Below are 23,758 nucleotides of genomic sequence, written 5' to 3'. Positions count from 1 at the left end.
TTTGAACATATTGTTATTTTTGATCGTTTTGGTCACGGGCCAGCACATACCTGTTAACCGGCCGACCGACGCCGCCGTAATTTACCTTCAGCTTGACACTGCCGGTCTTCTCCAGGTAATCCAGGTAGCGCCTTGCGGTTACACGGGCAATGCCTACCCCATCGGCCGCTTCTTCTGCAGATAACCCGCTGTCATGGCGGTTCAGGACGAGCAGTACCTGCTTCAGAGTCGCAGCGTTCAGGCCTTTCGGCAGATCCTCCTGCTCACTGGATATAGATTTAGCCGTTTCACGGCTTGAGCCGGCATTTGGTTTCGCGCCGTCAGAGGAGAGGTCGCCCATCAGCAGGCGGTCCAGTTCGTCCTGTGTAACGGAGGGGTCCTCCGTCCAGGTTTCATGCTGCGCGCGGTAACGTTCCAGCGTTTGCCGAATCCGCTCCAGCTTGAACGGTTTAATAATGTAATCGAATGCGCCGCTGCGCAGCATCGTTCGGATCGTTTCCGCATCCTTCGCAGCCGTGACGACGACCACATCGACCGGCAGCGACATCGACCTCAGCCGGCGAAGCGTTTCCACACCTCCCAGCGAAGGCATGAACACATCGAGAAATACCAGATTCGGAGACATCTCTTCAATCAGCCGGAGGCCGTCGTTTCCGTTTCCGGCGATTCCTACAACCTGAAAGCCTTCAACCTTCTCAACGAACTGACGGTTGACCTCCTGAACCATCGGATCGTCCTCGATTAATACAACACGGAATACTGATTCATGATTCGTTGTCATGCTGCATCCCCCCGCCTCTCATCGGAAACGTAATCTCGATCGAAGTACCCCGGCCCGGCTCGGAATCGCACCTCAACTGTCCGCGGCCTTTCTGCACGATGCCCTGCACCAAATATAGCCCGACTCCGCGGTTTTCGCTGCTTTTGGTAGAGAAGCCGCGATCGAGCATGTGCGCTTTGGCTTCCTCCGTCATTCCGCAGCCGTTATCTTCTACAAGCACGGAGAGCAGGTCTTCATTCTGCTCCATGCTGATATCGATTTCCTTCTCTTCATGCTTGATGTCGGCCAAAGCGTCCATTGCGTTCTCGATCAGGTTACCCAGCAGCAGGACAAAATCGTGGCGGTCCAGCATCGGAGGAAAGCGTCTTAGCTGGCTGTGCGGATCGATCCGGACGTGAATGCCGAGCTCTTTGCCTCGGCTGATTTTGCCCAGCAGCAGCCCGGCGACACCGTCATCCTCAATTTTTTCCTGCAGAAACCGTGTGATTTCTTCCTGCTGCTCGGAAATATCGTACACATACTGCAGCGCTTGGTCTTTCTTATCGAGCTGAAGCAATCCTGCAATTGTATGCAGCTTATTGCTGTGCTCATGATTCTGCACCCGCAGCGCATCGACGAATTCACGAACGCCGGTAAGCTCCTCCGCCATTCTGGCCACATCGGTTCGATCCTGGAAAATCGCAATGGCGCCAACCGTTTCCCCCTGCTCGCGAATGGGAATCCGGTTGCTCCAGATGAGCGCCTTGCCGATCCGCAGCTCCTGATTGAAGACAGGCTGCTCAAGCTGCATAATTTCCGGGAGCCTGGTTTCGGGGAGAACCTCGCGAATCGGTCGTCCTACCGCTTCCTGTTCTACACCGAATATCTGCATGGCCCGTTCGTTGAAGATAGTAATCGTCTCATTGCGGTCGATCGCGATCACGCCTTCGTGCATAGCCTGAAACGCCGCGTTCCGCTCATGATACATGCGGGCAATATCCTGCGGCTCCAGATTATACATTTGCCGCTTGATATGCCTTGCAAGCAGAGCAGAGCCCAATATTCCGAATAGCAGGGAGAGCAGGGCGGTGATAGCTATGGACTGACGCTCTTGCCCGATCAGCTCCCCGAGTCCGGGCAGCAGTCCGCCGGCTACGACGACGCCGATCTGCTCGTGTTGATTGTTCATAACCGGGACGTAAGCGCGCATGCCGACACCGGCTTCTCCCTTAACTTTGGAAATATATGTCTGCTCTGCAAAGGCCTCATCCGCATCCGTTTCATTAAAGGGCTTGCCAATTCGTTTCGAGAGGGGGTCGGAGTAGCGAATCCTGTCCATATCAAGCACGACGATATATTCGACGTTATTGATGATTCTGATATTATCGACAACCGGCGCGATCTGAAGCATGCCGTTACGCCGCCCGACATATTCCCGTACATTAGGCAGATCGGCCACTGTCCGCGCTGTGATCAGCAGCCGCTGCTGAAGCTCGTCCTCTTTGATCCTGGTTACATTGCCGATTACTATAATTCCGCCGATCAGAAGCGAGAAGAGCACCAGTCCGAAAGATAACCCAACGATTTTCCAATAAATGCGTATACGATTCACGGACAAGTCCCGCTCCTTTCCGTGTTCTTGTACCATCTGTCTCTATTGTGAAATAATGAGTGTAAAATAGCAACCGGGAGGAATTACCGTGAAAACTTGGCTCGGCATCGGATTGTTTATTGCGCTTGGACTGTTTACCGCTTATGTAATCGGCTTCCGGCCGCAATCGACGGGCCCGCTACCCACCGATAACGAGCAGACCGGTCTGAAGGAGCGTATTGTGATCAAATTCAGCCATGTCGTTGCAGAGAATACACCTAAAGGTTTGGCGGCAGCGCATTTCGCCCAGCTGGTGAAGAGCATGTCTCATGACCGTGTGGAAATTCAGGTTTTCCCAAATGGCATACTATACTCTGACGATACTGAAATCGCGGCGCTGCAAGATGGGGATATTCAAATGATCGCGCCTTCTTTTTCAAAGATGAACGCGATTGACCCGGCGTGGATGGTGATGGATCTGCCGTTTGCATTTGCCGACCAGCATGCCGTTAATGCCGCTCTGAAGGGCGATCTTGGACGGCGGTTGTTTGCAACGCTCGGGGCACAACAGATGCAGGGCGTCGCTTATTGGGGGAATGGATTCAAACAGATGACAAGCGTCGTGCGGCCGCTTCGGGTACCGGCTGATTTTCGCAATCAGACATTCCGCATCCAGTCGAGCCCGGTGCTCGTCAGCCAATTTAAGGCGTTTGGCGCGAAGACATCAATCATTCCGTTCAACGAGGTGTACGGGAATCTGAAAGACAAAAGTGTGGACGGGCAAGAGAACACCATTTCCAATATTGTGAGCAAACGCTTGTATCTGGTGCAGAAGTACATGACGATCAGCAACCACGGTTACTTGGGGTACGTGGTCATATTTAACAAAACATTCTGGGATGGGCTTCCGCCCGACATCAGACAGATGCTGCAAAAGGCTTTGGATGAAACGACGGTATGGCTGGGTAAAACGATGAACACGTTACACGAGCAGGAGCTGCGTAAGCTGAAGGAAATCAGTGGTTTGCAAATCCATACCCTTACCGCAGATGAAAGAGCGCAGTGGGTCCGGAAGCTGGCACCATTGTACGGGCAGTTTAGATCAACCATCGGCAGTGGTCTGATGGACGATATCGGCAAACCAAAATAACCAAAAGGAACAATATGACCTTATGCTTGTTTGGAAGCGGTTTCTCTTTTACAATGAGGGCAACTCAAAACAATAAAGCGTTTTCAAAAAAGGAAGCGAGGTTGCTCTCATGCGTTTTAAAATCAATTTTAAGAATCTTACCGTGCAAGTTTTGACTGCCATTATTCTTGGTATCCTGTTCGGATACTTCTTTCCGCCGCTCGCTGAACAGATGAAGGTGCTCGGCGACGGTTTCATCAAGCTGATCAAAATGGTCATTGCACCGATCGTATTCTTCACCGTTGTGAACGGTATAGCGGGCATGGGCGATATGAAAAAGGTCGGACGCATCGGCGGCAAAGCGCTGTTGTATTTTGAGATCGTCACCACCGCCGCGCTCGCAATCGGTCTTATCGTCGTCAATTTAGTCAAGCCGGGAGTGGGGATCGACGCCAGCAAAGCAACAGGCGATGTTACCAAGTATACGACAGCGGCGGCTGAAACGAGCCATGGATTTATGGACTTTGTTCTCGGTATAATCCCGGATAACGCAGTGGGTGCGATGGCGGGTGGCGACCTGCTCCCAATTCTATTGTTTGCCGTATTGTTCGGAGTCGCGTTAACCGCTATGGGGGATAGCTCCAAACCGGTAATCTCTTTATTCGACAAACTGGGGAAGGCATTCTTCGGTATCGTCAACATAATCATGAAGGTATCACCAATCGCGGCTTTCGGTGCGATGTCTTACACAATCGGCAAATTCGGAATCGGTTCGCTGCTGTCGCTAGGCAAGCTAATGGGCTCGGTTTACCTTACCATGGCGCTGTTCATCATCGTAGTCCTCGGCGGGATTGCCCGCATTTACGGTTTCAGCATCTTCAAATTTATCCGTTACATCAAAGAAGAAATCCTGCTCGTGCTCGGCACTTCTTCATCGGAGTCGGCCCTGCCGCGGATGATGGATAAGCTGGAGAAATACGGCTGCTCCAAGCCGGTTGTCGGTCTTGTTGTTCCTACGGGTTACTCCTTTAACTTGGACGGCACATCGATTTACTTGTCCATGGCCGCTATATTCGTGGCACAGGCGATGGGCGTAGATTTGACCATCTGGCATCAACTGACACTGCTCGGCGTACTCATGCTCACCTCCAAGGGAGCGGCCGGCGTCACCGGTTCCGGCTTTGTCACACTGGCGGCAACGCTCGCGGCATTCCCCACCATTCCGGTTGCAGGGATGGCTCTGCTGCTCGGAGTCGACCGCTTCATGTCGGAAGCGCGCGCCATCACCAACCTGATCGGCAACGGCGTCGCAACCGTCGTTATTTCCAAGATAGAGAACGAGTTCCATCCAGGCGAGAAGCCGGCAGAGGCGGGGGTTGAGGCGAATACCGTTATGACGGCGGGAACCGCCCGCACATCTGTAGGTAAGGTCTGATTGTAAAGAGCATCTCTTGATGCCCGTGTAGCCCATATAGAGCAGTCCCAAGGTCGATGACCCTAGGGGCTGCTCTTTTTTAGCTTCCGGGCGATGGGCCGCACTAGGCGTAAATGACGGCTTTGGTGAGAATTTTGGGACGATTCACGGCAGCGTTCACGACGCGAACGAGATGGTTTTGAGGGACATCCGACAGCAATCGGAAGACGTTAACGCATGACCGGCAATCTTTTTCACCTATTCTCGATACACGTACGCGAATGGTTGTGCAGAATTTGTTCAATATGTCCGGCTGGATGCGGCTTATAAAACAGGAACCCCTGAATATCGTCGCACTGGTTCGTTCGCAGAAAGGAATATTGGGCCAGGGTTTCGACCCCTTCCGCAATAACCGTCAAATTCAAATTACGCGCAACGAGCAGCATGGCTATAATGATCGCTTCGTCCTTGGGGTCCTCGGAGATGCCAATGACGAAGGAACGGTCGATTTTGATCTTGTTCACCGGAAGGCGTTTTAAATAACTGAGCGATGAATAGTGAGTTCCGAAATCGTCAATAGAGATCGTAATCCCCATATCCCGCAGCTCACTCAGTTTGGCCAGATTCGCATCCTGCATCGCCATATTCTCTGTAATCTCAAGCTCCAAATAGCCCGGGTTCAGTCCGCTTTCTTCAATAATTTGTTTGATTTGACCGACCAGGTTAATTTGTTGAAGCTGGCGCGCCGACAGATTAACGGCAATTTTTACAGGCGGAATGCCGGAGGATTGCCATGCCTGACTTTGAACACAGACCGTTCGGAGGACCCACTCACCGATTGGAACGATAAGTCCCGTGTCTTCGGCGATTGGGATAAACTTCGACGGAGGCACCATGCCGAGCTTCGGATGATTCCAGCGGATCAGCGCTTCAAGCCCGACAATCAGCCCGGTATTGATTCCGATCTGCGGCTGGTAATAGACCTCAAATTCACCGCGGCTAAGCGCCCGGCGAAGGCTGTTCTTGATTTCCAGCTTTTCATCGGCATCGGGATTCATGGTGCAATCGTAAAACCTGTAATTGTTCTTACCTTCCTCCTTTGCCCGGTACATCGCCGTATCGGCGTTTTTGAGCAGCGCCTGCGAATCCGCTCCATGCTCGGGAAATACGGCAATCCCGATGCTTGACGTTATATAGTGCTCCGTATCCTTCAAATAAAACGGGATTTGGAACATGTTGATTACGCGGTTAGTCAATTCCTCAATTTGATGATAAGCGGTAATATCGGGCAATATAATGGTGAATTCATCCCCGCCGATCCTCGAAATTACCTCATTGTTCGGCAGTGTGGCCGACAGCCGGTCTCCAACCTGCTGCAGAAGGAGATCCCCGAAAGAGTGCCCATTCGTGTCATTGATTAACTTAAAATGGTCCAGATCAAGAAACAGCACCGCAATGGAATGGCCGGTTTGTTTCGTCTGTTCCAGCAGCTCATTGAGATGCTCGTGAAAGAAAAGCCGATTATTGAGGCCGGTTACGGAATCGTGATAGGCCATATAACGCAGTGCATGCTCTTTTCCTTCCAGCTGCTGGTTCGCACTAAGCAGATTTTCGGTCCGTTCTTGAACCATTACCTGCAACCTGGCTCTCTGCGCAGTCTGTGCATATAAGAAATAGATCAGCAGCAGCAGGGCGAATAGACAGGATCCCCTTATTGTCCATACATCCGTCCGGACCGAAGCGAACTCCTCTTTCTTCGGTATCGCTGCCATCTCCCAGAATCCTTCAGGGAGCTGTATCTTTGCGATTAAGCTCGACTCTTTGAATAGATGCGGATCGCCCATGAAGACATTCCCGTTCGCTCTTACGGCGATGTCGATCCCTTTCTGGCCATGCAGCAATCCGGCTTCCTCCAAGATCGGGGGCAAGTCCAGAGCTACAGAAGTGAAGCCCCAGAAGCGGCCTTTAACAAAAACAGACTGCCTGGAGACGATGCCCAGACCGCCTTGTATCAGCTCGAATGGTCCGACAATCGTCACTTCGTGGGTCTTTTTGGTCCTTTCGGCATTCATCCGAATCTCCGGATTAGGATGATTGAAGACATTCAAACCCAGAAGCTTTTCATTGTTTTTTATCGGGTACACATATCGCGCTATCCCATCGGGATTAACGCTCAAGTTGCGCACACCCTGAATGTTTTTTATGAAATAGGATGCAAACGCGTCAAAATGTTTTCGGTCAATGTGACTTTCCGTGGTAAGCTCCGCGTCAATAAACCCTTTCAATCCTCCTGTCAGCATAAGCCTGCGATTGATCGACAGAGTAAGGGAGGAGGCATTGGAAGCAAGCTCCGCAGCGGCATCGCGGTTTGTTTCCAGAATAAGACGCTCCTCGTACTTTCCCGTGACCCACCATAACAAGCTTCCAAGAGACAAGAATACGCAGCCGAGTATGATCCATCTTTTGACGAAAGCGGTATCAGCCATCGCGGCGTTTTTAGACCGGTACATCAACGAAGTCTCCTTCCAGTTAATGGTATTTGAGATAGGTCGTCGGACTCAGGACAAAAGATTTATTTTCATTCACAGTGAATGATCCCATATGTTGTAAATCAATTCGCGACAAATCGACAAATACCTCCACGAGCTGAATGAATAATTTAAAAAATAATGTCGAAATTAATCGAAATTGGAGCGGTTTTCAGTGCAATCAGTGCAAGTGGACTCTGCGTTCGGAGCCTTTTTGCCAAATCAAAAAGTGCCGCTTCGATGCTTGGACATCAAGGCGGCACATACAGTCAAACTATTATACTTAAGTCCTATTTTCTTTCGCTGCATGAAATTAGCTTAGGAGAAATTGCGCCTATTGGACCGGTACAAGAGAATCGGATGTTACGTGCTTAACGTAATCGGCGCAGCTTCGAGCGAGCTCCTCATCAGACACATTACGGACGCCGCCCCGCACGAACATCGGCAGATATTGGGTGCCGATCAGATTGCTTGTCGCTTCGAAAGGCTTGGTCAATTCAGACAAGGTGAAGCGGTTGTAGCCTCCAGCGGCGTATGATTCTTCAGGACCTCCCGTCGAAATCGCGAGACCAAATTGTTTACCGTGCAGTTTATTGCCGCCCGAGCCGTAGGCCCATCCGTATGCAAGAACGGTGTCGAGCCATTCCTTGAGCAAGGAAGGGGAGCTATACCAGAAGAGCGGAAACTGTAGAATGATTCGGTCATGCGCTTCCAGCAATGCTTGTTCTTTCGCCGCATCAATAACTTTATCGGGATACGCATCATACAACTGGTGTATGGTAATATCAGTATGCTGCTGCAGTTCCTGCAGCCATGCTTTGTTGATGCGGGATTCGGCGATATTCGGGTGAGCTGCGATGACTAAAGTTTTCATCTTAATCGTCTCCTTCGTTTGGGTAATACACTTCAATACGGTTTCGTCGGCATCCGGCTCAATCGTTTAATGTTGTTTGTACATACAACTATAATCATCGGAAAATTCTTTGTCAACAAAATTTCTCCTTACAGAATTTACTACCCGTATAAACACAGACTATCCCGTTATAATGTACCCCGAAACGGGTAATTCATAACATGCCCTGTAGGGGGTAATTGGATAACTTTTTCCTTCTTAATCATTCATTCATGAAGGCGAGGCGGTTAACCGATGGAGAAACGTCAGTATGGAAATACGGGGATGAACGTGAGTATCTTGGGCTTCGGCGGAGCGGAAATCGGCTTTCAAGGAGCGACGGTCGAACAGGCCGGAAGATTGCTTGGAAGTGCGCTTGATGCCGGATTGAATGTCATCGACACGGCAGAATGTTATGACTCCAGCGAAGAACTGATCGGAAAGGCGGTTTCACACCGTCGCGACGACTTCTATTTATTTACCAAATGCGGGCATGCGTCCGGCTTTGATCTCCCTGATTGGAATCCGATGCTGCTGGAGCAGAGCATTGACCGCAGCTTGCGCAGGCTCCAAACCGATTATATCGATGTCATTCATCTTCACAGCTGCTCGGAAGAGCTTCTTCGGCAAGGCGATGTGATCGATGTGCTGATGCGTGCCAAAGAAAAGGGGAAGACCCGTTTAATCGGCTACAGCGGAGATCATAAGGCTGCGTTGTATGCGGTTCGCAGCGGGAAATTCGATTCACTGGAAACATCCATCAATATTGCCGACTCCGAGGCCATTGAGCTCACCGTTCCTGAAGCTGCCAAGCAGGGGATGGGAGTCGTGGCTAAACGACCTATCGCAAACGTGGCATGGAAAACAGGCAAGAAGCCCGAAGACCGATACCAGCACACCTACTGGGAACGGTTGGAGAAGCTGGATTATGATTTTCTACACGGTGATCTCAGGAATTCGGTACGGACCGCGCTTCGATTTACCTTATCGGTACCGGGTGTTCATACGGCGATTGTCGGAACGGCCAAAACCGACCGCTGGCTGGAGAACGCCAAGCTGCTCAATGACGGTTTATTATCCGGCGATGAGTACCGGGAGATACGATCGAGGTGGAAGGAGAAAGCCGCGGCCGATTGGGTGGGGCAGGGCTGACGGAATGGAAACTTATATCAATTTATATAGAGGGTTATCCGGTGAGCGGCTAAATCCGCTTGAAGGGTAGCCCTCTTCGTTCAAATGGGGCTATGCGATGCAGGAGCATTCGCGAAAACGATACCGGCTGGGGAAGTATATTGAGTATTTCTCACAATGAGGGTATGATTAGCGTGCGTGAGCCGCACAGACGATGAGCATCATTTGTCTCATGACAGTTAATTACGGAGGTTGAATGGTGCGTCATTTTGGAATAAAAGTGTGGATGTGCATAGTGCTGCTCACAACGCTTTCGGGGCAAACCGTGTTTGCCGCAAATAAATCCAATGCGGTGAGAGTCAAGATAACGCTGGCTAGCGCCGAGTTAATTGAAAATCATCATGTCGGCAATGAATGGGCGACAAAGGCCACCGTAAATGGAAAGCTGATTGAAGAAGGAGACAATCAAGTGTTAAGTCTCAAACCCTCGTCCAGTCTCACGTTAGGGGCGGAAGCAGAGGAGCAGGATAAAATACCGGACAGCGGAAAGGCTGTAAAGAAGGTAAAAGCTTCCACATTATCCGGGGAAAAAGAATACATACTTAACGTGTCGGTCGTGGAAAATAGAGGACGATACTCGGGTAACACCGCAAAATGGAGATTTGTATTTAAGGTCGAGAAATTGAAGTGATGGAAGGAATGGTCGAATGTTAACAGTCACGGAATATAGTGCGGAGCAGGTAAAGGATCCATTTGGAATATTGACGGGCAAGCGTTATCAGTTCGTGCTTGACCTGGAAATACCGGAGGAGGATGAGTTATACTCCGAGAATGGTGTCTATGCGAAGGTGATCTATCTTGTGGAAGAAAGCCGTACAGGAATTATCAAATACGACTTGTACGAGCGAACAACGGACAAGTATCTGGAGTTCGATATGGAAGCCGATGAGGAAGCGGCATTGGCCGCTTTTTGTCAGGAGCATCTGCCGGTATAGAGCTCTCTCCTGCTTGTCCTCTCCCAAGCGGTAGACCCATGATGGCAAACATGGTATACTACCTGCGTTAAATAGACGAATGCGGTGGGTATTCGCATAAGGCGGGCTCTTAAATGTTGACGGCCCCCACCGGAAGGAGAGAGACAATGTCAGGGAGAAACAAAGAAGAACTTGGCGGACTGACGCATCTGGGCAATCAAGGCACGTCATACCTGTTCCAATACAACCCATCGATTCTGGAAGTGTTCGAGAACAAACACCAGAACCGGGATTATTTCGTTAAATTTAATTGTCCCGAATTCACCAGCCTATGCCCGATAACGGGGCAGCCGGACTTTGCGGCCTTGTATATTTCCTATATACCCGATGTCAAAATGGTGGAGAGCAAGTCGCTTAAGCTGTACTTGTTCAGCTTCCGCAACCATGGAGATTTTCATGAGGACTGCATGAACATCATTATGAATGACTTGATCAAGCTCATGAATCCCCGATATATCGAGGTATGGGGGAAATTCACGCCGAGGGGCGGCATTTCCATCGATCCTTACTGCAACTGGGGCCGTCCCGGCACAAAGTATGAGCAGATGGCGGAATACCGGCTCATGAACCATGACCTGTACCCGGAGAAAATCGACAATCGTTAAATGAAGTGCGAAACGTATGGAGCAGGAATTACAAAGCCGAAGCCGGGGATTTCCCGGCTTCGGCTTTGTTTGGTTAACCTGAAGTCTAATGGCTCGCCGATGCGGTACGATAGCTTTCCTCTTCCCCTTCTGCTGCGGGGTCCATCTTCTCTTTCCCCATTGCGAACGCCGCAAGCAGCGATAAAGCTGCAGGGATGAGCGCCCAAGCGAATGTGTGAACGATCGAGGAGGAGAGCGCTGCCGATATTGTCTCAAGTATCGGAGCCGGTATTTGCGCGCGGGCTGCCGGCTCAAGCAGGGAGTGCGGATCGCTTAAATCAACGCCTTTGGGCATCTGCGTCTTGTCTGTCCCGGCAAACGCTTCGGTTAATTGCCGGGTCAGCATATGACTTTGGATGATGCCGAAGACAGTAATGCCAATCGTCATTCCAAGCGACCTGAGGAAATTAAGCGTAGCCGTGGCCGCTCCGCGTTGTCTTGCCGATATGGAATGAATCGCTGCATTGGCAAGCACCGAGAACGAAGCGCCGATGCCAAGTCCGACCAGGATCATGTAAGCTCTGATGGTAAACATCGATGATTCCGGGGACAAAGTGGCAAGCAATGCCAGCCCGGCAACGAGCAGAGCAAGGGTAGGAACCATTACGGAGCGGAAGCTGAACTTGTTGATGAGGAAGCCGCCTGCAGTTGCCGTGACGACTGAACTCACCATCATCGGCAGCAGGACGAGACCCGAGTTGGTCGCTTTTCCGCCCAGCACCCCTTGAATAAAAATCGGAATATATACCGATGCGATTATGAAAGCCGCACCGCTGAACAGCGCGATTACGTTGCTGGATGCGTAGAGCTTGTTGCGGAACATGTCAAAGGAAATGATCGGCTCCTCGGCCCGTGTTTCCGCATACAGGAAGATCGCGGCAAGCCCGGCAAATGCTGCGAACAGACCGAGGATCAACGAGGAGTCCCATGCATACTGCTTGCCGCCGAGCTCGAGTGCAAACATGAGGCAGACAATTGCGCCGACAAGCGTTAGTGCGCCCATCCAGTCGATTTTCTGGCGGGTATGAACAGGCGACTCCTTATAGAAGAAGGTTACCATAATGAAGGCGACGATTCCGATAGGCAGATTGATGTAGAAGATCCATTGCCAGTTAATGTAATCCGTTATATACGCTCCGATTAGCGGTCCGAATATGCTGGAGAGTCCGAATACAGCGCCGAACAAGCCTCCCAGCTTGCCGCGCGATTCTGCAGGAACCGCATCGAACATAATCGTAAAGGCGATCGGTATAAGCGCGCCTGCTCCGACACCCTGAATGGCGCGGTAGATGCTCAGTTCCACGATCGAGTGCGCAGTGCCGCATAGTACGGAGCCGAACATAAACATTAAAATTCCGAATATGAAAAATCGTTTGCGCCCGTACATATCCGACAATTTGCCGAATATAGGCATGCCCGCCATTTCGGCAACCATGTAAGCGGAAGTGACCCAAACGAATTTATCGAGTCCGCCCAATTCCCCGACGATGGTTCCCATCGCTGTGGACACAATCGTATTGTCCATTGAGGCCATAAGTATGCCGAGCAGCAGCCCCGCCAGGATGAAACCGACTTTATTACCTTGCGCTGTTCTTGTCATAAGTGATACCCCTCGCTATACTTAATAGTAAATGGTGTAAATTTTCCAGCCGAATTCTTTCAATTATATCTCGAAAGTAAGATGCTGATTCTAAAGTTTTGGTCAACACGTCTCCATATTATTCTCTAAGCGGCCTGACACCGATGACGACCTCACGATATTCCATAAATTTGCCTGCCGATAGACACTTTCCTCCTTTAAAGAACGACTTAACAAAACGAACTCTCTGTTAGTAATAATAAAACAGCTTCCCTGACAACTTAGTGTCAGTGGTTATGAATTATTTGGGGAACGACCTTAGGAGCTTCGAAGAACAGTTGAAATAGGAGGGGATTTGATGGAAAGAAAGGCAGCTGACAGGAAGACGAGAGCGGAATCACAGGGCACACGGGTCCCGCAGAGGAAGCTCGCGGTACTGTTCATTATGCTGGCGATAACTACAGCCGGATGCGGAAGCAGCCCGCCCGAACCGGTTAACCTTGAAGAGGAACCGGCAGTATCTTCAGAGGACAGCGCGCCGAAGTACGAGGTTCTGGCTGACAAACTGCAGTCGCCGTGGGCCATTGATTTTGCCGGCGAAGAGACGATCTATATCAGTGAACGTGATGGCGCGATCGTAAAGCTGGTAAACGGGGCAGCGGTCCGGCAGAAGCTCCATTTGCTCAAACCAGTCAAACAAGTGGGTGAGGGAGGGCTGCTTGGCTTTGCTCTTGCAACTGATTTTGCATCGTCCAAGAGAGCGTTTATTTACCATACCTACGAAGAGAACGGGCAGCTGTACAACCGGGTTGTCGCCATTGCGGAGAACGGGGACGGAAATAGCTGGGACGAGGAAAAGACGCTGCTGGACCAGATTCCCGGCGCTCCCGTTCATGACGGGGGGAGGCTGGCTATTGGCCCCGACGGCAATTTGTATATCACAACGGGCGACGCGCAGCGGAAAGAGCTGGCGCAGGATAAGACGAGCTTGGCCGGTAAAATTTTGCGCATGCGGCAGGACGGTACAATTCCGAAGGACAATCCGTTTGGGGAATCTTATATCTATTCCTACGGACACCGCAATCCTCAGGGGATAGCATGGAATGAGCAGGGCGAATTGTACAGCTCCGAGCACGGGCCGTCCGGCTCACCCGGGGGGCATGACGAGTTAAACCGGATTTTACCGGGATACAATTACGGCTGGCCGGATGTGATCGGCGATGAGACAAGGCAAGGAATAACCCCTCCGTCGTATCATACCGGTGACGATACGCTTGCGCCTTCCGGAATGACGGCAAATTCCCGCGGAGAATGGCTCGTGACGGGGCTGCGCGGGGAATCGCTGCTTCTGTTCACGCCGGACCTCGGTAAGCAGCGGGTGCTTGTAACAAGCGAGGGGCGTCTGCGAGATGTCAAAATCCGCGGAGGCGCGATTTATGTGATTACGAACAACACGGACGGCCGCGGCAGTCCGGGAAGCCGGGATGACCGGCTGCTCCGTATTGAACCCCCTTCATGATTTCTATATAACAAAGAAACATTCCGGCTGTACAACTCTGGCGGAGAGACACCATTGGCTTGAATAATCAAGGGGGCGCCATGTTGAAGTCAAGATATTTACGCAGATTAATAGCATTCAGTATGATCCTTGTTACGATCCCGGTCGTTTCGCTGGGAAGTCTTTCTTATTTCAAATCACGGGGGATCATACAGGAGAAAGTGAACGAAGGCAATGCCCAGGTGCTTATTCAGACTCAGCTCAATGTCGAGCAGCTGCTGCAAACGATCGACAACTCCATGATCCAGTTCATCAACAGCTCGCTGCTCAACCAATCGATTCAACTATACTCTGAAAAGCTGATGAATCAACGGAGGTGGAAGGAGCTTGATTATTCCGAATCTGGACAGCATCCAGTCATCCGTAATCCTTCAAGGCAGCAGCCGGATCGCATACCGCGATCCGGCTGCTCTCTATCATGAGGGAATATTCCGGCTGTACTACACGTTAGTCGAGACCGAACCGGACGGGCAGGTATATATGTATACGGCTGCAAGCGAAAGCAGGGATCTGCTTAACTGGAGTAAGCCGGTGCTGCTCACGAAGAGAGACCGCAGCATGAACTTCTCAAGCCCGGGAAATGTTGTCTGTTTCAAGGACCGGTGGGTCATGTGCCTTCAGAAGCAAAATGGGGTCAGTTCATCGTTTTCCTACAATCTGAAGCATTGGACTTATTATGGCAGCGAAAGTGCGGGGGAGAACGTCTGCATTCTGAATGTCCGCGATCAGTATGTGATGTTTCACTCTCCGGAGAACGGGATCGGGATCATGAAATCACCAGACTTGAAGAGTTGGACGCATGAAGATATTGTGCTTACATTAGGACAGCAGGAATGGGATTGGGCCAAGGGCAGAATCACCGCCGGCTTTGTATTGGACTGCAGAGAGGTACCCGGTATCGGGAAGTTTCTCATGTTCTTTCATGGCACGGGTCCGGAGGATGAACGCGTTATCTTCGATACCCGTGCGTGTATCGGAATTGCATGGAGCGACGATCTTCTGAGCTGGGACTGGCGATAGCCCTGGCTGTGGATCAAAAGCGAAAAGTGGCTGAGCAGGTATAACACCCTGCTCAGCCACTCGTTGCGTTAGGGTTGAAACACATAAATCTGTTGAGGTTTTTTCCTTTGATTCATGCAACCTTTAAGATTATTTTGCGTTTGGATGAATGAGATGTTAAGTATAAAAATCAACTATCGCAGAAATGGCATTCCTGCTAGTGCTCAAGAGGAGGAAATATTGAATGGAGCTTTATTTCAGAGACAATTTCTTCAACTCAGGAACTGGAGATATCATGAACGAAGAAGGTGAATCAGCAGGTGCGCTGGATTTGAAAACTGCCTTCGGCTCATCCTTGGACGTTTATGATAAGACGGGGACTAAGGTATGCGCAGGACATTTTCCCTTCTTCTCGAACAAGTGGGAGATAACAGGTGAAGGAGAACGTCTGCTTGGTGTGCTGCGGGTGCGTATGAGTTTCCTCTCCAAGCGATTCGAGTACGATGCAGGAGACCGGGGGATATACGAAATTACCGCACCGGCATTTTCGCAAGAATACAGCATTCAAGATATTTCCGGGCAGACGGTCGCTGCATTCGCTAGAACCAGCAGCTGGCTTCAGTCCGGTGCTTTCTGTTTGCAGAACGATTCTTCGCGGCTGGACAGCTATGAGTTGGTAGCGGTGGTGATGGGCGTGCACGCAATTCAGAAGCGACAGCGTTCCAGCTAGTACGGACCGCCACAGCAGAACTATAAATTTTTGCGTTATAACTGTGCACGAATCTAGTATTTGCTGGTATAATAATACTCCTATGTACTCTATGAATACTAAAGGAGACTTCTATGAAAAAAATTGTATATCTGGCAATTTTGATCTGTGGGCTAATTAGTATTTCCGGTCTTCCGCCAAACAGCGTGGAAGCAAGCGGTAATTATACGGCCAAAGTAATCGCCGACTCATTGAATGTCCGCAGCGAGCCGTCCGCACAATCACCGGTGGTGGCCGCTTTGAAGAACGGCGACATGGTGACCGTTTCAGATGAGGAGCATGGATGGTCAAGCATCAAGTCCGGCCGGGTGACCGGTTGGGTAGCAGGCTATTATTTGAAGAAAATGGATGGCAGTGTTGTTACGGCTTCAACCGATACGGTTCAACAAAGCAGCCCGAACAAGAGTGGCAAGGCGATTATATTGGCGGATATGCTGCGTATCAGGGCAGGTGCCGGGTTGAATTATAAGGTTCTGGGCAGCGTCACCAAAGGGGAGGCTGTTACGATCGTGGGCAGTCAGGACGGATGGGTTCGAATCCGGACGCCCGATGGACAAGGAGGCTGGGTATCGGAACGTTATATCGGGAAGGGCACGGTGCAAACGGCATCGATCCCCTCGAGCACCTCAAAGGGACTTAAGGGAAAAGTGATCGTGATTGACCCCGGCCACGGTGGAGACGATCCCGGGATGATCGGAGTGAAGTATGAAACACTGGAGAAAGATCTTAATTTGACCACCTCCTTTTATGTCAGGGATGAGCTTCGCAGACGCGGAGCCCGCGTAGTGATGACAAGAACGAAGGAAGATGAGAAGCCCGAGCTATCCGAAAGGGTGAAGATAAGCGAATCCGCGGATGCGGATGCTTTCGTCAGTATTCACTATAACTCATCGAAGAATAATGCGTCCGGCACGCTGACCTTTTATTACTCGGAAACGAAAGATCGGCCGCTGGCCCGTGCTGTTGAACAAAGACTTTCAGGCGGTATCGGTTTGAAGAGCAACGGAATTTCTTATGGCGATCTTCATGTATTGCGTGAGAATGATACGGTCTCCACGCTCGTAGAATTGGGCTTCTTGTCCAATGCAAGGGACGAATCGATCGTCCGCGGCTCCGAATATCAGAAGAAAGCAGCCAAAGCGATAGTCGATGGAGTGGAGGACTACTTCAGCAGTTGATTTACATACAATAAGCAGCAGGCCGCCCGATCCGGGCGGTCTGTTTTCTTGTTTTCATTCATTTATATTCGGCATAAAATGACAAAAATTGCGTCATATCCGTTCTCCACGGAATACTAGTGTGCTATAGTTAGGAAATAGATGGTTAACCATATAGGTCTATCTTCATATTTTCGCTGGAATACATGGTATATACATATAGTGTCAACAGACCGGCCAAAGGAGAGTTTTTCAAAGTATGAAAACAGAGAAAAAAAAGCAGCAGAATCGCTCGTTTAAGAAAGTCGCTAAGCTGATCGCAGCCACAGCGGGCGTCACGCCGCTTGCTTTGGCGGTTCCTGCCTTGTCGGAGGCCCAGTCGGTTGCCGCAGGACCGGTTGTGAAGAAGCATATCAAGGATGTCATCGCCAAGCAGGAATCGGCGGGCAAAATCCGTGCAGGCGGAAACATTACGGTGGAATTGAACGATATTTTCGAAGAAGCCGAACATTTGACCTATACGGTCGTCATTCAAAATACGAGTGTGGCGGATGTCACGCTCAGAAGCAGCCTTTTGCTTGATCTCCGCTTCAAGAAACCAGGCACGACGATGGTTAATGTATCGGCGAAGAAACCGAACGAGAGCATAGCCGTCCATGAGAGGTTCCAGTTGACGGTAGGCGCGAATGCCGAGCTGGATTTGAATGGGGATGGGGCGGGGATAGATGATGTTGTTAAATTCTTCAAGGCGCATCCGGATGATTTGCACAGTATCGACGATTACCGGAACGTCCTGGGTGCCGCTGTCGAGAGCACGATTGCGGAGCCTAACCGGACGCCGGTCTCCAAAGGAACGGTATCTAACATAAATGTGGGTGTGGGCAGCCAAACTGTGTTGTATATGCACGATTATTTCAGTGACGAGGACGGGGACGCGCTTACGTACACGCTTCAGCCATTACCCGTGGCTGCTGCAGTCGGCGCCGCATTGGACAGCGGCAGCGGTTTGCTCACTATTACCGGCTTGTATGCAAGCGCTCAGCCGCTCCTACTAACGGTAGAGGCAAGTGACGGTCAACCGGGCCATTCCCCCGTAACGCAGTTGTTCAGTGTAGTACCGGTATCGAAGGCGAACAATGCTCCGTTGGCAAACAATGGCACCTTAAGTGCGGTGGAGGATGTGACTGCAGCCGGAACGCTCAGCGCAGCGGATACCGACGGGGATAATTTGACTTATGTCATGGTCAGCCAGGGCGCCAAAGGCAGCGTAACAATTACCGATGAGAAAACGGGAGCGTACACGTACACGCCTCATCCGAATGCGTTTGGGACCGACTCGTTCACATTCCTGGTGAATGATGGAGATGCAAACTCGGAACCGGCAACCGTCAATGTCACAATCACCGGAGTGGACGATGACCCGGTTTTGAATCCCGATTACCATGTCGGCTTAAACAATCGAGGTAACATTAACCTGGGAGCCTTACAGAAGGCTCAGATCGATTTAGCCCAGTTATTTTCCGATCCGGATGGAGATCCGCTGCTGTTCTCTACCTCATTCACCAACAAGAATGATTTATCCGGTTCACTGTCGCCAAGCGGCGTGTTGACACTGCAGGCTGGGTTTCCTTCGGGAGCCCAGCCGAAGAGCATAGAGTTGAAAGCGAGTGATGACGGCGGAGCCACATGGGTTGCATATAACATTACCGCGACCGTCCTGGAAAGCCGGACTTACATTCCGGACCAATACATACCTGTCGATCCATTAATGTCTTATACCATCTCCTTGTCGGATTACTTCGATCTCACCGGGAATGGCAAGTGGTCGTTCTCGGTGGTTAACAAGGAAGGAAACGGTTATGCAAGTGCGTCTGTGTCCGGCTCCACGCTTACAATAAAAGGGCTGGAAACTGGCATATCCACATTAATCGTGACTTTGGATGACGGGCATGACGGAAAAATATCGGACGAATTCAAAATCATTGTCGGGCTTACTGTTAACAATATCGGCACGCAATATATGACCAGCTACGACGGAATTTATACAGGTATGGTTTATTTGAATGAGATTTTTCCAACCGCAACACAATTCAGGGTGAAAGATATTGGGGCGACGGCACTCACTACGGACCCGACCATGCTTGATGAGAATGAAGCACCGAATTGGTTTACCTCACCGTACCTTTCTCTTACTTCTGAAATGGAAGTCAATACGACAGTGACTGTGGAAGCTAAGAATGAGCTTGGTGAAATTGCGGAATATACCTTCCAGGTTCAAGTAAAAAATGCTCCTAATTTATAGGAGACGGCGCACCGATTATTATTAGAAAGGGAGAGACATATGCGCTGGATCTGCTTAGTCCCGCGCCTATGTTTGAAGACCCGGATGGCGATGAAATCTGTTCATACGACGGATACTCCAATAGCAGCATAGTGAATATCGGGACGATTGCAAATGGAAGGGTTCCGATCACGGGAGCGGAATACGGAGATACTTGGATTTATATAAACGCATCAGACGGCCGCGGGTACGCGGAGGCTCAATTTGAAGTCCATGTGGTGGACGCGGCGGTTGCTTTCTCCACGGGAAGCCTCAACCGTGCTGCTGTTTATGATACTATTCTCAGTCTGCAATCCGCTCGCGGTCAATACTTTGACCTCCTATTACTACCGGCTGATCGGAACGCTTCCGCTCAAAGGACAACTGCGGGTTGAATCCGTCGTAATGCGTGAGGTATTCCTGTATTCTGGCAGGGTGCTCTCGATTCTCCTGCTTATCATACTCTCGAAGGATCTGCAATCCATCTGGCTGCCCATCGTACTTCTCGCCACGGCGGTTCTTCAATATACTTTATTCTGGCTCGTTAAGGAAGAAATTTCGAATACGTCATAACGGGCAGCGGAATATCGGATCGTACATCGGCGCAGGGCGTCCCAGCCGGCTTTCGTACAGAACGATTTCATCAACGGTCCATTGGATAGGACTTTCGGAAAGCGCTTCGGGCGCTGCGAGCTTACGAAGATGGGCGGGGTCCAGCGGGCTTGATCCCGTGAACTTACGGGCGATTGTAAGGTGCGGATTAAAGGGGCGGGCGTCCGGTTGAAAACCGAGCGGCGAGAGCGCTGAAGAAATCTTACGCTGCAATTCATGCAGAGGGTTAAGCTCGCCTGCTATACCGGCCCAAAGAATGCTCGGATTCTCGGGGCGCCCGAACAGGCCGAGCCCTTCTATGCTTAACCGGAAAGGAAGCGTTGAACTGACAGCGTCCCGGATTGCCGCCGAAAGCGCGGGTAAACTCTCGGCAGGCGTATCGCCCAGAAACTGCAGCGTTATATGAAGATCTTCAGGATGTACCCAATTGCGGAAGGGCACGAGCTGCTTCCACTCGTTCAGGAAGAGGGCAAATGCGATTTTGCTGCCCGCAGGCAGCGGAACCGCGACAAATAGACGTGAAGACGAAGGGCTCATGATCATTATCTCCTTGTTCGTTTATCAATGATTAGCTGTCACTCCTTATAGTATGGGAACATATGTCGATCTCAAACCGTCCTGCCTGTCAACCGAACCTGCATCGTTCACTCAGACGGTCAGCTTCCAAAAAGCAATCCGTTCCCGCTTCCAGGTATAGGTCACATACAGATGGTTCCCTTGCGAAACAATTGCCGGATATGAATATTCGCCTGCTTCGCTCTCCAGTACGAATTCATCCGCCCAGGTTAACCCGTTGTCGGACGAGAAACGAATCACAAGCGGTGAACGGGGAGATTCCGTAGAATAACCGCTCACCGGGTTGAAAATAAGTGCCAAAACTCCACTATCCGTAAGCACCGCATCAATCCCGCTGTTATTGTTCGGCAATCCGGTCGAATAAGCCGTGCACCAGGTTTGTCCACCGTCTTCAGAATCGCTGCGATATATAAAGCCTTCCGTGCTGCGGAGCAGCATATGGACTCGCGACCCGCCGGACGACCAAAGAGAAGGTTGAATAAGCCCCTTCGCAAACCAATGCCGTGTACCAACAAGTTGTGCTGTTTCCATCGGTACGAGCATACTTCGGACCCAGGTTTTGCCGTCATCCGAAGACCGGTCAACAAATGCCTCCCATATTTGCTTATCCGGTTCATCGGGGTCGCGACGTTCTATCGAGGAAGGAGCAAGTATTGTTCCGTCGTTTAACCTGATCGGCTTGTTGCGGACGGGACCCCGCCCTCCAATATCGCCTTTCACGAGCTCCTCTGGCGCTGACCATGTGTTTCCGCCGTCCTTCGAGCGAATGACCCGTGTGAACCAATCCGTTATTTCATGGCCGACTTTATAAAAAAGCACCACTTCGGCGCCGTCAAAGAATAAAACAGGGTTCCAGTGAGCTATTCCTGCTTCATCGGCCGCTTTGACCGGCTTCGACCATGCTTCACCGGTTCGGCGCGACACCCAGATCGCAACGTCGCTTGCTTTTTCATGAAGACCGCCGAACCAAGACGCCAATATATCCCCGCCCGGAAGAACTACGAGAGTTGACGCGTGGCAGCTTGGAAACGGTCTGTCATCCCCGAATACATACTGTTTTTGAGCGAATAAAACCTTCATGTCTGAATACTCCCATCATCTTTTATAATTGGTCTATCAATAGGCTTTTAGTATAATGGGTGTCCGCTTCCGAAGTCTAATCTCAATTTTCCGGAAAATCCAAACAAGTAGAAAATTGTGAAGTCGACGGAACTGGTTGACTGATCAGAACTTTGCGCATAATTTCGTATCAAGCCCTTAAGGTGAAAGCTGTTTCAAGTCTAACTTGGATACAAGAAACATATTCTTTTCTACCGGGGAAGGGAGTCCGGGCTTCGCAATTTGAACGGCATCCCGGCTAAACGCCCTTCGCTCCGGGTTTGCTCTGGAAGGGAGGTCTCTGTTATTATATCGGTCAAAGGCTGAATCGGTTGTCGGACAAGAAAGCTGCGGCTTTGAACGAAGAAAAGCAAACTATAGAGGATGATTGCGAATGGCATCGGCTATTAATCCCAGCGTTTGGCACATTGGCTATATGGAAATGACGATCCGCTTGATTCTTGCGCTGTTTCTGGGGGGATTGATCGGACTTGAAAGAGAGCTCGGCGGACACTCGGCAGGGTTTCGTACACATATTCTCGTCTGCTTAGGCTCGGCCGTTATCGTACTTTTATCGATGTACGGATTCTCCCAGTTCGCTGCGGAACCTAACGTTCGGCTCGACCCTGCACGCTTGGCCGCCCAGGTTATTAGCGGAATCGGGTTTCTCGGTGCCGGCACGATTATGAGAACGGGTTTAACCATCTCCGGATTAACGACGGCGGCGTCGTTATGGGTTGTGGCCTCGATCGGCCTTGCGGTCGGCGCCGGGTTTTATTATGGAGCCGCTATTTCCACACTGCTTGTCGTCATGAGCTTGTTCCTGCTCAATAAAGTGGAAAAAGTGTTTTCAAGAACGAAAAAGCATCATGAGCTTATCGTCAAAATCAATCGAAGCTCAAATGGTCTCAATCAAATCTTGACGGAATTAAAAGGATTGGGCATTCAAATTTATAAGTTGAATATAGAAAGCGACGAGGCTGAGCCGGGTGAAAAGACCGGTCCTCTTGTGATACGTATGCGCGTGAAGCTCAAAAAGAAGAAAAATCTCGAGGAAGCGATCGTTTCGCTATCAAGTATCAATGGTGTACTCGGCTTGGAGACCCCTGGCGATTTGTTATGACGGCCGGCGATGCCGGAGGTTAACGGCTTGCATCGAATGCCATACAATCGCGCGGTAATTTGTTTTGTAGCACTAATGTAAGAGTTTATTCATATTTTCGATAGCTCCACTTAAGAACGATATCTTATCCTCTAGTTGTTGGATCAATTTGAGGAGGGATTCGTTTGAATAGAATGTCAAAGCTTGCGGGAGCTTCGTTACTTGCAGCCGCTATCATGGTGCCTGGGGTTGCAGGAGCGGCGGGAATGACCACGAAAACCGACTACAGCAATGTTACTGTAGTGGAAAAGGACGGCCAGAGCCTTGTCCCTCTTCGTCAGGTCGCGGAGTCGCTGGGCTACAGCGTAATGTGGACCAAGAAATCCATCTCGATAACTAAAAGTATGATGATGGATACAAAAGAACCGGCGATGGAAGACAAGAAGACGGCAGGCTCCATGGACATGAGCGACATGAACGACATGAACGACATGAACGACATGAACGACATGAACGATAGCAAGGCGATGAATAAGGAAATGAACAGTATGAAGGCGAAGCCTTACACGGTTACCATTATGCCTGGCAGCAAGGACGCGATGGTTGGGATGGACAAGAAAATGCTCACGTACGCGCCGACCTACATCAAGGGCAAAGCCTATGTGACGAAAGCTTTCGTAGATATGTACCTGGCTTCTAAGATGATGATGACGGAGCCGATGAAGTAGAAATGCAGCATTAGCCTGCGGTCAGCAATCTTTTTAAGCATCATTTTAAGGCCACTTGTATAAGGAGCTGCCTTTCGGTCATTTATGGCTGGAAGACAGCTCCTTTTCCGTTTGCGGAAAAGCTATAAGGATTTCAT

Annotated in this window: 22 protein-coding genes; 15 read left to right on the top strand and 7 right to left on the bottom strand. The window is 50.5% G+C overall.

The features are described 5' to 3' along the window. Positions 1-13: 13 nt before the first annotated feature. A complete protein-coding gene (locus KZ483_RS24615; protein ID WP_220350191.1) occupies positions 14-781 on the bottom strand; it encodes a response regulator in 768 nt (255 codons plus the stop codon). Then, on the bottom strand, positions 765-2,372 hold the full coding sequence (locus tag KZ483_RS24610) for an ATP-binding protein (protein ID WP_397376131.1): 1,608 nt from the start codon (positions 2,370-2,372) through the stop codon (positions 765-767). Before KZ483_RS24610 ends, KZ483_RS24615 begins: the two co-directional genes overlap by 17 nt. Positions 2,373-2,460: 88 nt before the next feature. On the opposite strand from KZ483_RS24610, the gene KZ483_RS24605 reads away from it, so the two are divergent. Continuing rightward, on the top strand, positions 2,461-3,501 hold the full coding sequence (locus KZ483_RS24605) for a DctP family TRAP transporter solute-binding subunit (RefSeq protein WP_220350189.1): 1,041 nt from the start codon (positions 2,461-2,463) through the stop codon (positions 3,499-3,501). A 109-nt stretch (positions 3,502-3,610) separates the two neighbouring features. Next, complete coding sequence (locus tag KZ483_RS24600) at positions 3,611-4,915, top strand: dicarboxylate/amino acid:cation symporter (RefSeq protein ID WP_220350188.1); 1,305 nt, start codon at positions 3,611-3,613, stop codon at positions 4,913-4,915. Between the two features lie 233 nt (positions 4,916-5,148). On the opposite strand, the gene KZ483_RS24595 is transcribed toward KZ483_RS24600, so the two are convergent. Together KZ483_RS24595 and KZ483_RS24590 are read right to left on the bottom strand one after the other, a co-directional pair. Next, positions 5,149-7,404, bottom strand: coding sequence for a bifunctional diguanylate cyclase/phosphodiesterase (locus KZ483_RS24595; protein ID WP_220350187.1), 2,256 nt, complete (start codon positions 7,402-7,404; stop codon positions 5,149-5,151). A 352-nt stretch (positions 7,405-7,756) separates the two neighbouring features. Then, complete coding sequence (locus KZ483_RS24590) at positions 7,757-8,296, bottom strand: NAD(P)H-dependent oxidoreductase (protein WP_220350186.1); 540 nt, start codon at positions 8,294-8,296, stop codon at positions 7,757-7,759. 273 nt (positions 8,297-8,569) lie between these two features. On the opposite strand from KZ483_RS24590, the gene KZ483_RS24585 reads away from it, so the two are divergent. The 4 genes from KZ483_RS24585 (at position 8,570) to queF (ending at position 11,084) form a co-directional block, all read left to right on the top strand. Further along, complete coding sequence (locus KZ483_RS24585; protein ID WP_220350185.1) at positions 8,570-9,466, top strand: aldo/keto reductase; 897 nt, start codon at positions 8,570-8,572, stop codon at positions 9,464-9,466. A 235-nt stretch (positions 9,467-9,701) separates the two neighbouring features. Next, entirely contained in the window at positions 9,702-10,136 is a 435-nt protein-coding gene (locus KZ483_RS24580) for a hypothetical protein (protein WP_220350184.1), read from the top strand. A gap of 16 nt (positions 10,137-10,152) precedes the next feature. Continuing rightward, positions 10,153-10,440 (top strand): DUF6509 family protein, encoded by a 288-nt coding sequence (locus KZ483_RS24575; RefSeq protein WP_220350183.1) that lies wholly within the window; start codon positions 10,153-10,155, stop codon positions 10,438-10,440. 146 nt (positions 10,441-10,586) lie between these two features. Further along, the gene (gene queF, locus KZ483_RS24570) at positions 10,587-11,084 is read left to right on the top strand and encodes a preQ(1) synthase (protein WP_220350182.1); all 498 of its coding nucleotides are present in this window, start codon (positions 10,587-10,589) and stop codon (positions 11,082-11,084) included. An 85-nt stretch (positions 11,085-11,169) separates the two neighbouring features. Here the strand turns inward: queF and KZ483_RS24565 are convergent, their stop codons facing one another. Continuing rightward, positions 11,170-12,723 carry an MDR family MFS transporter gene (locus KZ483_RS24565; protein WP_220350181.1) on the bottom strand — a complete coding sequence of 518 codons (1,554 nt, stop codon included), beginning with the start codon at positions 12,721-12,723 and terminating at the stop codon, positions 11,170-11,172. 337 nt (positions 12,724-13,060) lie between these two features. Here KZ483_RS24565 and KZ483_RS24560 point away from each other — a divergent pair, with 337 nt between their 5' ends. The 7 genes from KZ483_RS24560 (at position 13,061) to KZ483_RS24530 (ending at position 20,078) form a co-directional block, all read left to right on the top strand. Next, on the top strand, positions 13,061-14,221 hold the full coding sequence (locus KZ483_RS24560) for a PQQ-dependent sugar dehydrogenase (protein WP_220350180.1): 1,161 nt from the start codon (positions 13,061-13,063) through the stop codon (positions 14,219-14,221). Between the two features lie 80 nt (positions 14,222-14,301). Beyond that, positions 14,302-14,682, top strand: coding sequence for a hypothetical protein (locus tag KZ483_RS24555; RefSeq protein WP_220350179.1), 381 nt, complete (start codon positions 14,302-14,304; stop codon positions 14,680-14,682). Then, positions 14,588-15,280, top strand: coding sequence for a glycoside hydrolase family protein (locus tag KZ483_RS24550; protein WP_220350178.1), 693 nt, complete (start codon positions 14,588-14,590; stop codon positions 15,278-15,280). Before KZ483_RS24555 ends, KZ483_RS24550 begins: the two co-directional genes overlap by 95 nt. Positions 15,281-15,503: 223 nt before the next feature. Continuing rightward, positions 15,504-15,989: an LURP-one-related family protein gene (locus tag KZ483_RS24545; RefSeq protein WP_220350177.1), complete on the top strand. Its 486-nt coding sequence runs from the start codon at positions 15,504-15,506 to the stop codon at positions 15,987-15,989. A gap of 113 nt (positions 15,990-16,102) precedes the next feature. Then, a complete protein-coding gene (locus KZ483_RS24540; protein WP_220350176.1) occupies positions 16,103-17,206 on the top strand; it encodes an N-acetylmuramoyl-L-alanine amidase family protein in 1,104 nt (367 codons plus the stop codon). Positions 17,207-17,444: 238 nt separating this feature from the next. Next, positions 17,445-19,487 (top strand): cadherin-like domain-containing protein, encoded by a 2,043-nt coding sequence (locus KZ483_RS24535; protein ID WP_220350175.1) that lies wholly within the window; start codon positions 17,445-17,447, stop codon positions 19,485-19,487. 243 nt (positions 19,488-19,730) lie between these two features. Beyond that, positions 19,731-20,078 carry a hypothetical protein gene (locus KZ483_RS24530; RefSeq protein ID WP_220350174.1) on the top strand — a complete coding sequence of 116 codons (348 nt, stop codon included), beginning with the start codon at positions 19,731-19,733 and terminating at the stop codon, positions 20,076-20,078. On the opposite strand, the gene thpR is transcribed toward KZ483_RS24530, so the two are convergent. Then, the gene (gene thpR, locus KZ483_RS24525) at positions 20,073-20,654 is read right to left on the bottom strand and encodes an RNA 2',3'-cyclic phosphodiesterase (protein WP_220350173.1); all 582 of its coding nucleotides are present in this window, start codon (positions 20,652-20,654) and stop codon (positions 20,073-20,075) included. The two genes, KZ483_RS24530 and thpR, sit on opposite strands and share 6 nt — an antisense overlap. Positions 20,655-20,765: 111 nt before the next feature. Further along, the gene (locus KZ483_RS24520; RefSeq protein WP_220350172.1) at positions 20,766-21,773 is read right to left on the bottom strand and encodes a sialidase family protein; all 1,008 of its coding nucleotides are present in this window, start codon (positions 21,771-21,773) and stop codon (positions 20,766-20,768) included. 412 nt (positions 21,774-22,185) lie between these two features. Between KZ483_RS24520 and KZ483_RS24515 the strand changes: the two genes are divergently transcribed. After that, positions 22,186-22,914, top strand: a complete 729-nt coding sequence (locus KZ483_RS24515) for an MgtC/SapB family protein (RefSeq protein ID WP_220350171.1) — start codon at positions 22,186-22,188, stop codon at positions 22,912-22,914. Between the two features lie 173 nt (positions 22,915-23,087). Beyond that, positions 23,088-23,621: a copper amine oxidase N-terminal domain-containing protein gene (locus tag KZ483_RS24510; RefSeq protein ID WP_258881779.1), complete on the top strand. Its 534-nt coding sequence runs from the start codon at positions 23,088-23,090 to the stop codon at positions 23,619-23,621. Positions 23,622-23,758: the final 137 nt, after the last annotated feature.

The sequence above is a fragment of the Paenibacillus sp. sptzw28 genome, from assembly GCF_019550795.1.
GTDB lineage: Bacteria > Bacillota > Bacilli > Paenibacillales > Paenibacillaceae > Paenibacillus_Z.
The sequence above is the reverse complement of the archived record's forward strand: the minus strand, read 5'-3'. Positions and strand labels throughout refer to the sequence as shown.

Excerpts from the sequence above, each read along its gene's own strand:
- KZ483_RS24545 (WP_220350177.1), top strand. The coding sequence starts at position 15,504 with ATGGAGCTTTATTTCAGAGACAATTTCTTCAACTCAGGAACTGGAGAT.
- KZ483_RS24535 (WP_220350175.1), top strand. The coding sequence starts at position 17,445 with ATGAAAACAGAGAAAAAAAAGCAGCAGAATCGCTCGTTTAAGAAAGTC.
- KZ483_RS24555 (WP_220350179.1), top strand. The coding sequence starts at position 14,302 with ATGTTGAAGTCAAGATATTTACGCAGATTAATAGCATTCAGTATGATC.
- KZ483_RS24615 (WP_220350191.1), bottom strand. The coding sequence starts at position 781 with ATGACAACGAATCATGAATCAGTATTCCGTGTTGTATTAATCGAGGAC.
- thpR (WP_220350173.1), bottom strand. The coding sequence starts at position 20,654 with ATGAGCCCTTCGTCTTCACGTCTATTTGTCGCGGTTCCGCTGCCTGCG.
- KZ483_RS24565 (WP_220350181.1), bottom strand. The coding sequence starts at position 12,723 with ATGACAAGAACAGCGCAAGGTAATAAAGTCGGTTTCATCCTGGCGGGG.
- queF (WP_220350182.1), top strand. The coding sequence starts at position 10,587 with ATGTCAGGGAGAAACAAAGAAGAACTTGGCGGACTGACGCATCTGGGC.
- KZ483_RS24595 (WP_220350187.1), bottom strand. The coding sequence starts at position 7,404 with ATGTACCGGTCTAAAAACGCCGCGATGGCTGATACCGCTTTCGTCAAA.
- KZ483_RS24540 (WP_220350176.1), top strand. The coding sequence starts at position 16,103 with ATGAAAAAAATTGTATATCTGGCAATTTTGATCTGTGGGCTAATTAGT.
- KZ483_RS24590 (WP_220350186.1), bottom strand. The coding sequence starts at position 8,296 with ATGAAAACTTTAGTCATCGCAGCTCACCCGAATATCGCCGAATCCCGC.
- KZ483_RS24510 (WP_258881779.1), top strand. The coding sequence starts at position 23,088 with ATGTCAAAGCTTGCGGGAGCTTCGTTACTTGCAGCCGCTATCATGGTG.
- KZ483_RS24585 (WP_220350185.1), top strand. The coding sequence starts at position 8,570 with ATGGAGAAACGTCAGTATGGAAATACGGGGATGAACGTGAGTATCTTG.
- KZ483_RS24515 (WP_220350171.1), top strand. The coding sequence starts at position 22,186 with ATGGCATCGGCTATTAATCCCAGCGTTTGGCACATTGGCTATATGGAA.
- KZ483_RS24520 (WP_220350172.1), bottom strand. The coding sequence starts at position 21,773 with ATGAAGGTTTTATTCGCTCAAAAACAGTATGTATTCGGGGATGACAGA.
- KZ483_RS24560 (WP_220350180.1), top strand. The coding sequence starts at position 13,061 with ATGGAAAGAAAGGCAGCTGACAGGAAGACGAGAGCGGAATCACAGGGC.
- KZ483_RS24580 (WP_220350184.1), top strand. The coding sequence starts at position 9,702 with ATGGTGCGTCATTTTGGAATAAAAGTGTGGATGTGCATAGTGCTGCTC.
- KZ483_RS24600 (WP_220350188.1), top strand. The coding sequence starts at position 3,611 with ATGCGTTTTAAAATCAATTTTAAGAATCTTACCGTGCAAGTTTTGACT.
- KZ483_RS24575 (WP_220350183.1), top strand. The coding sequence starts at position 10,153 with ATGTTAACAGTCACGGAATATAGTGCGGAGCAGGTAAAGGATCCATTT.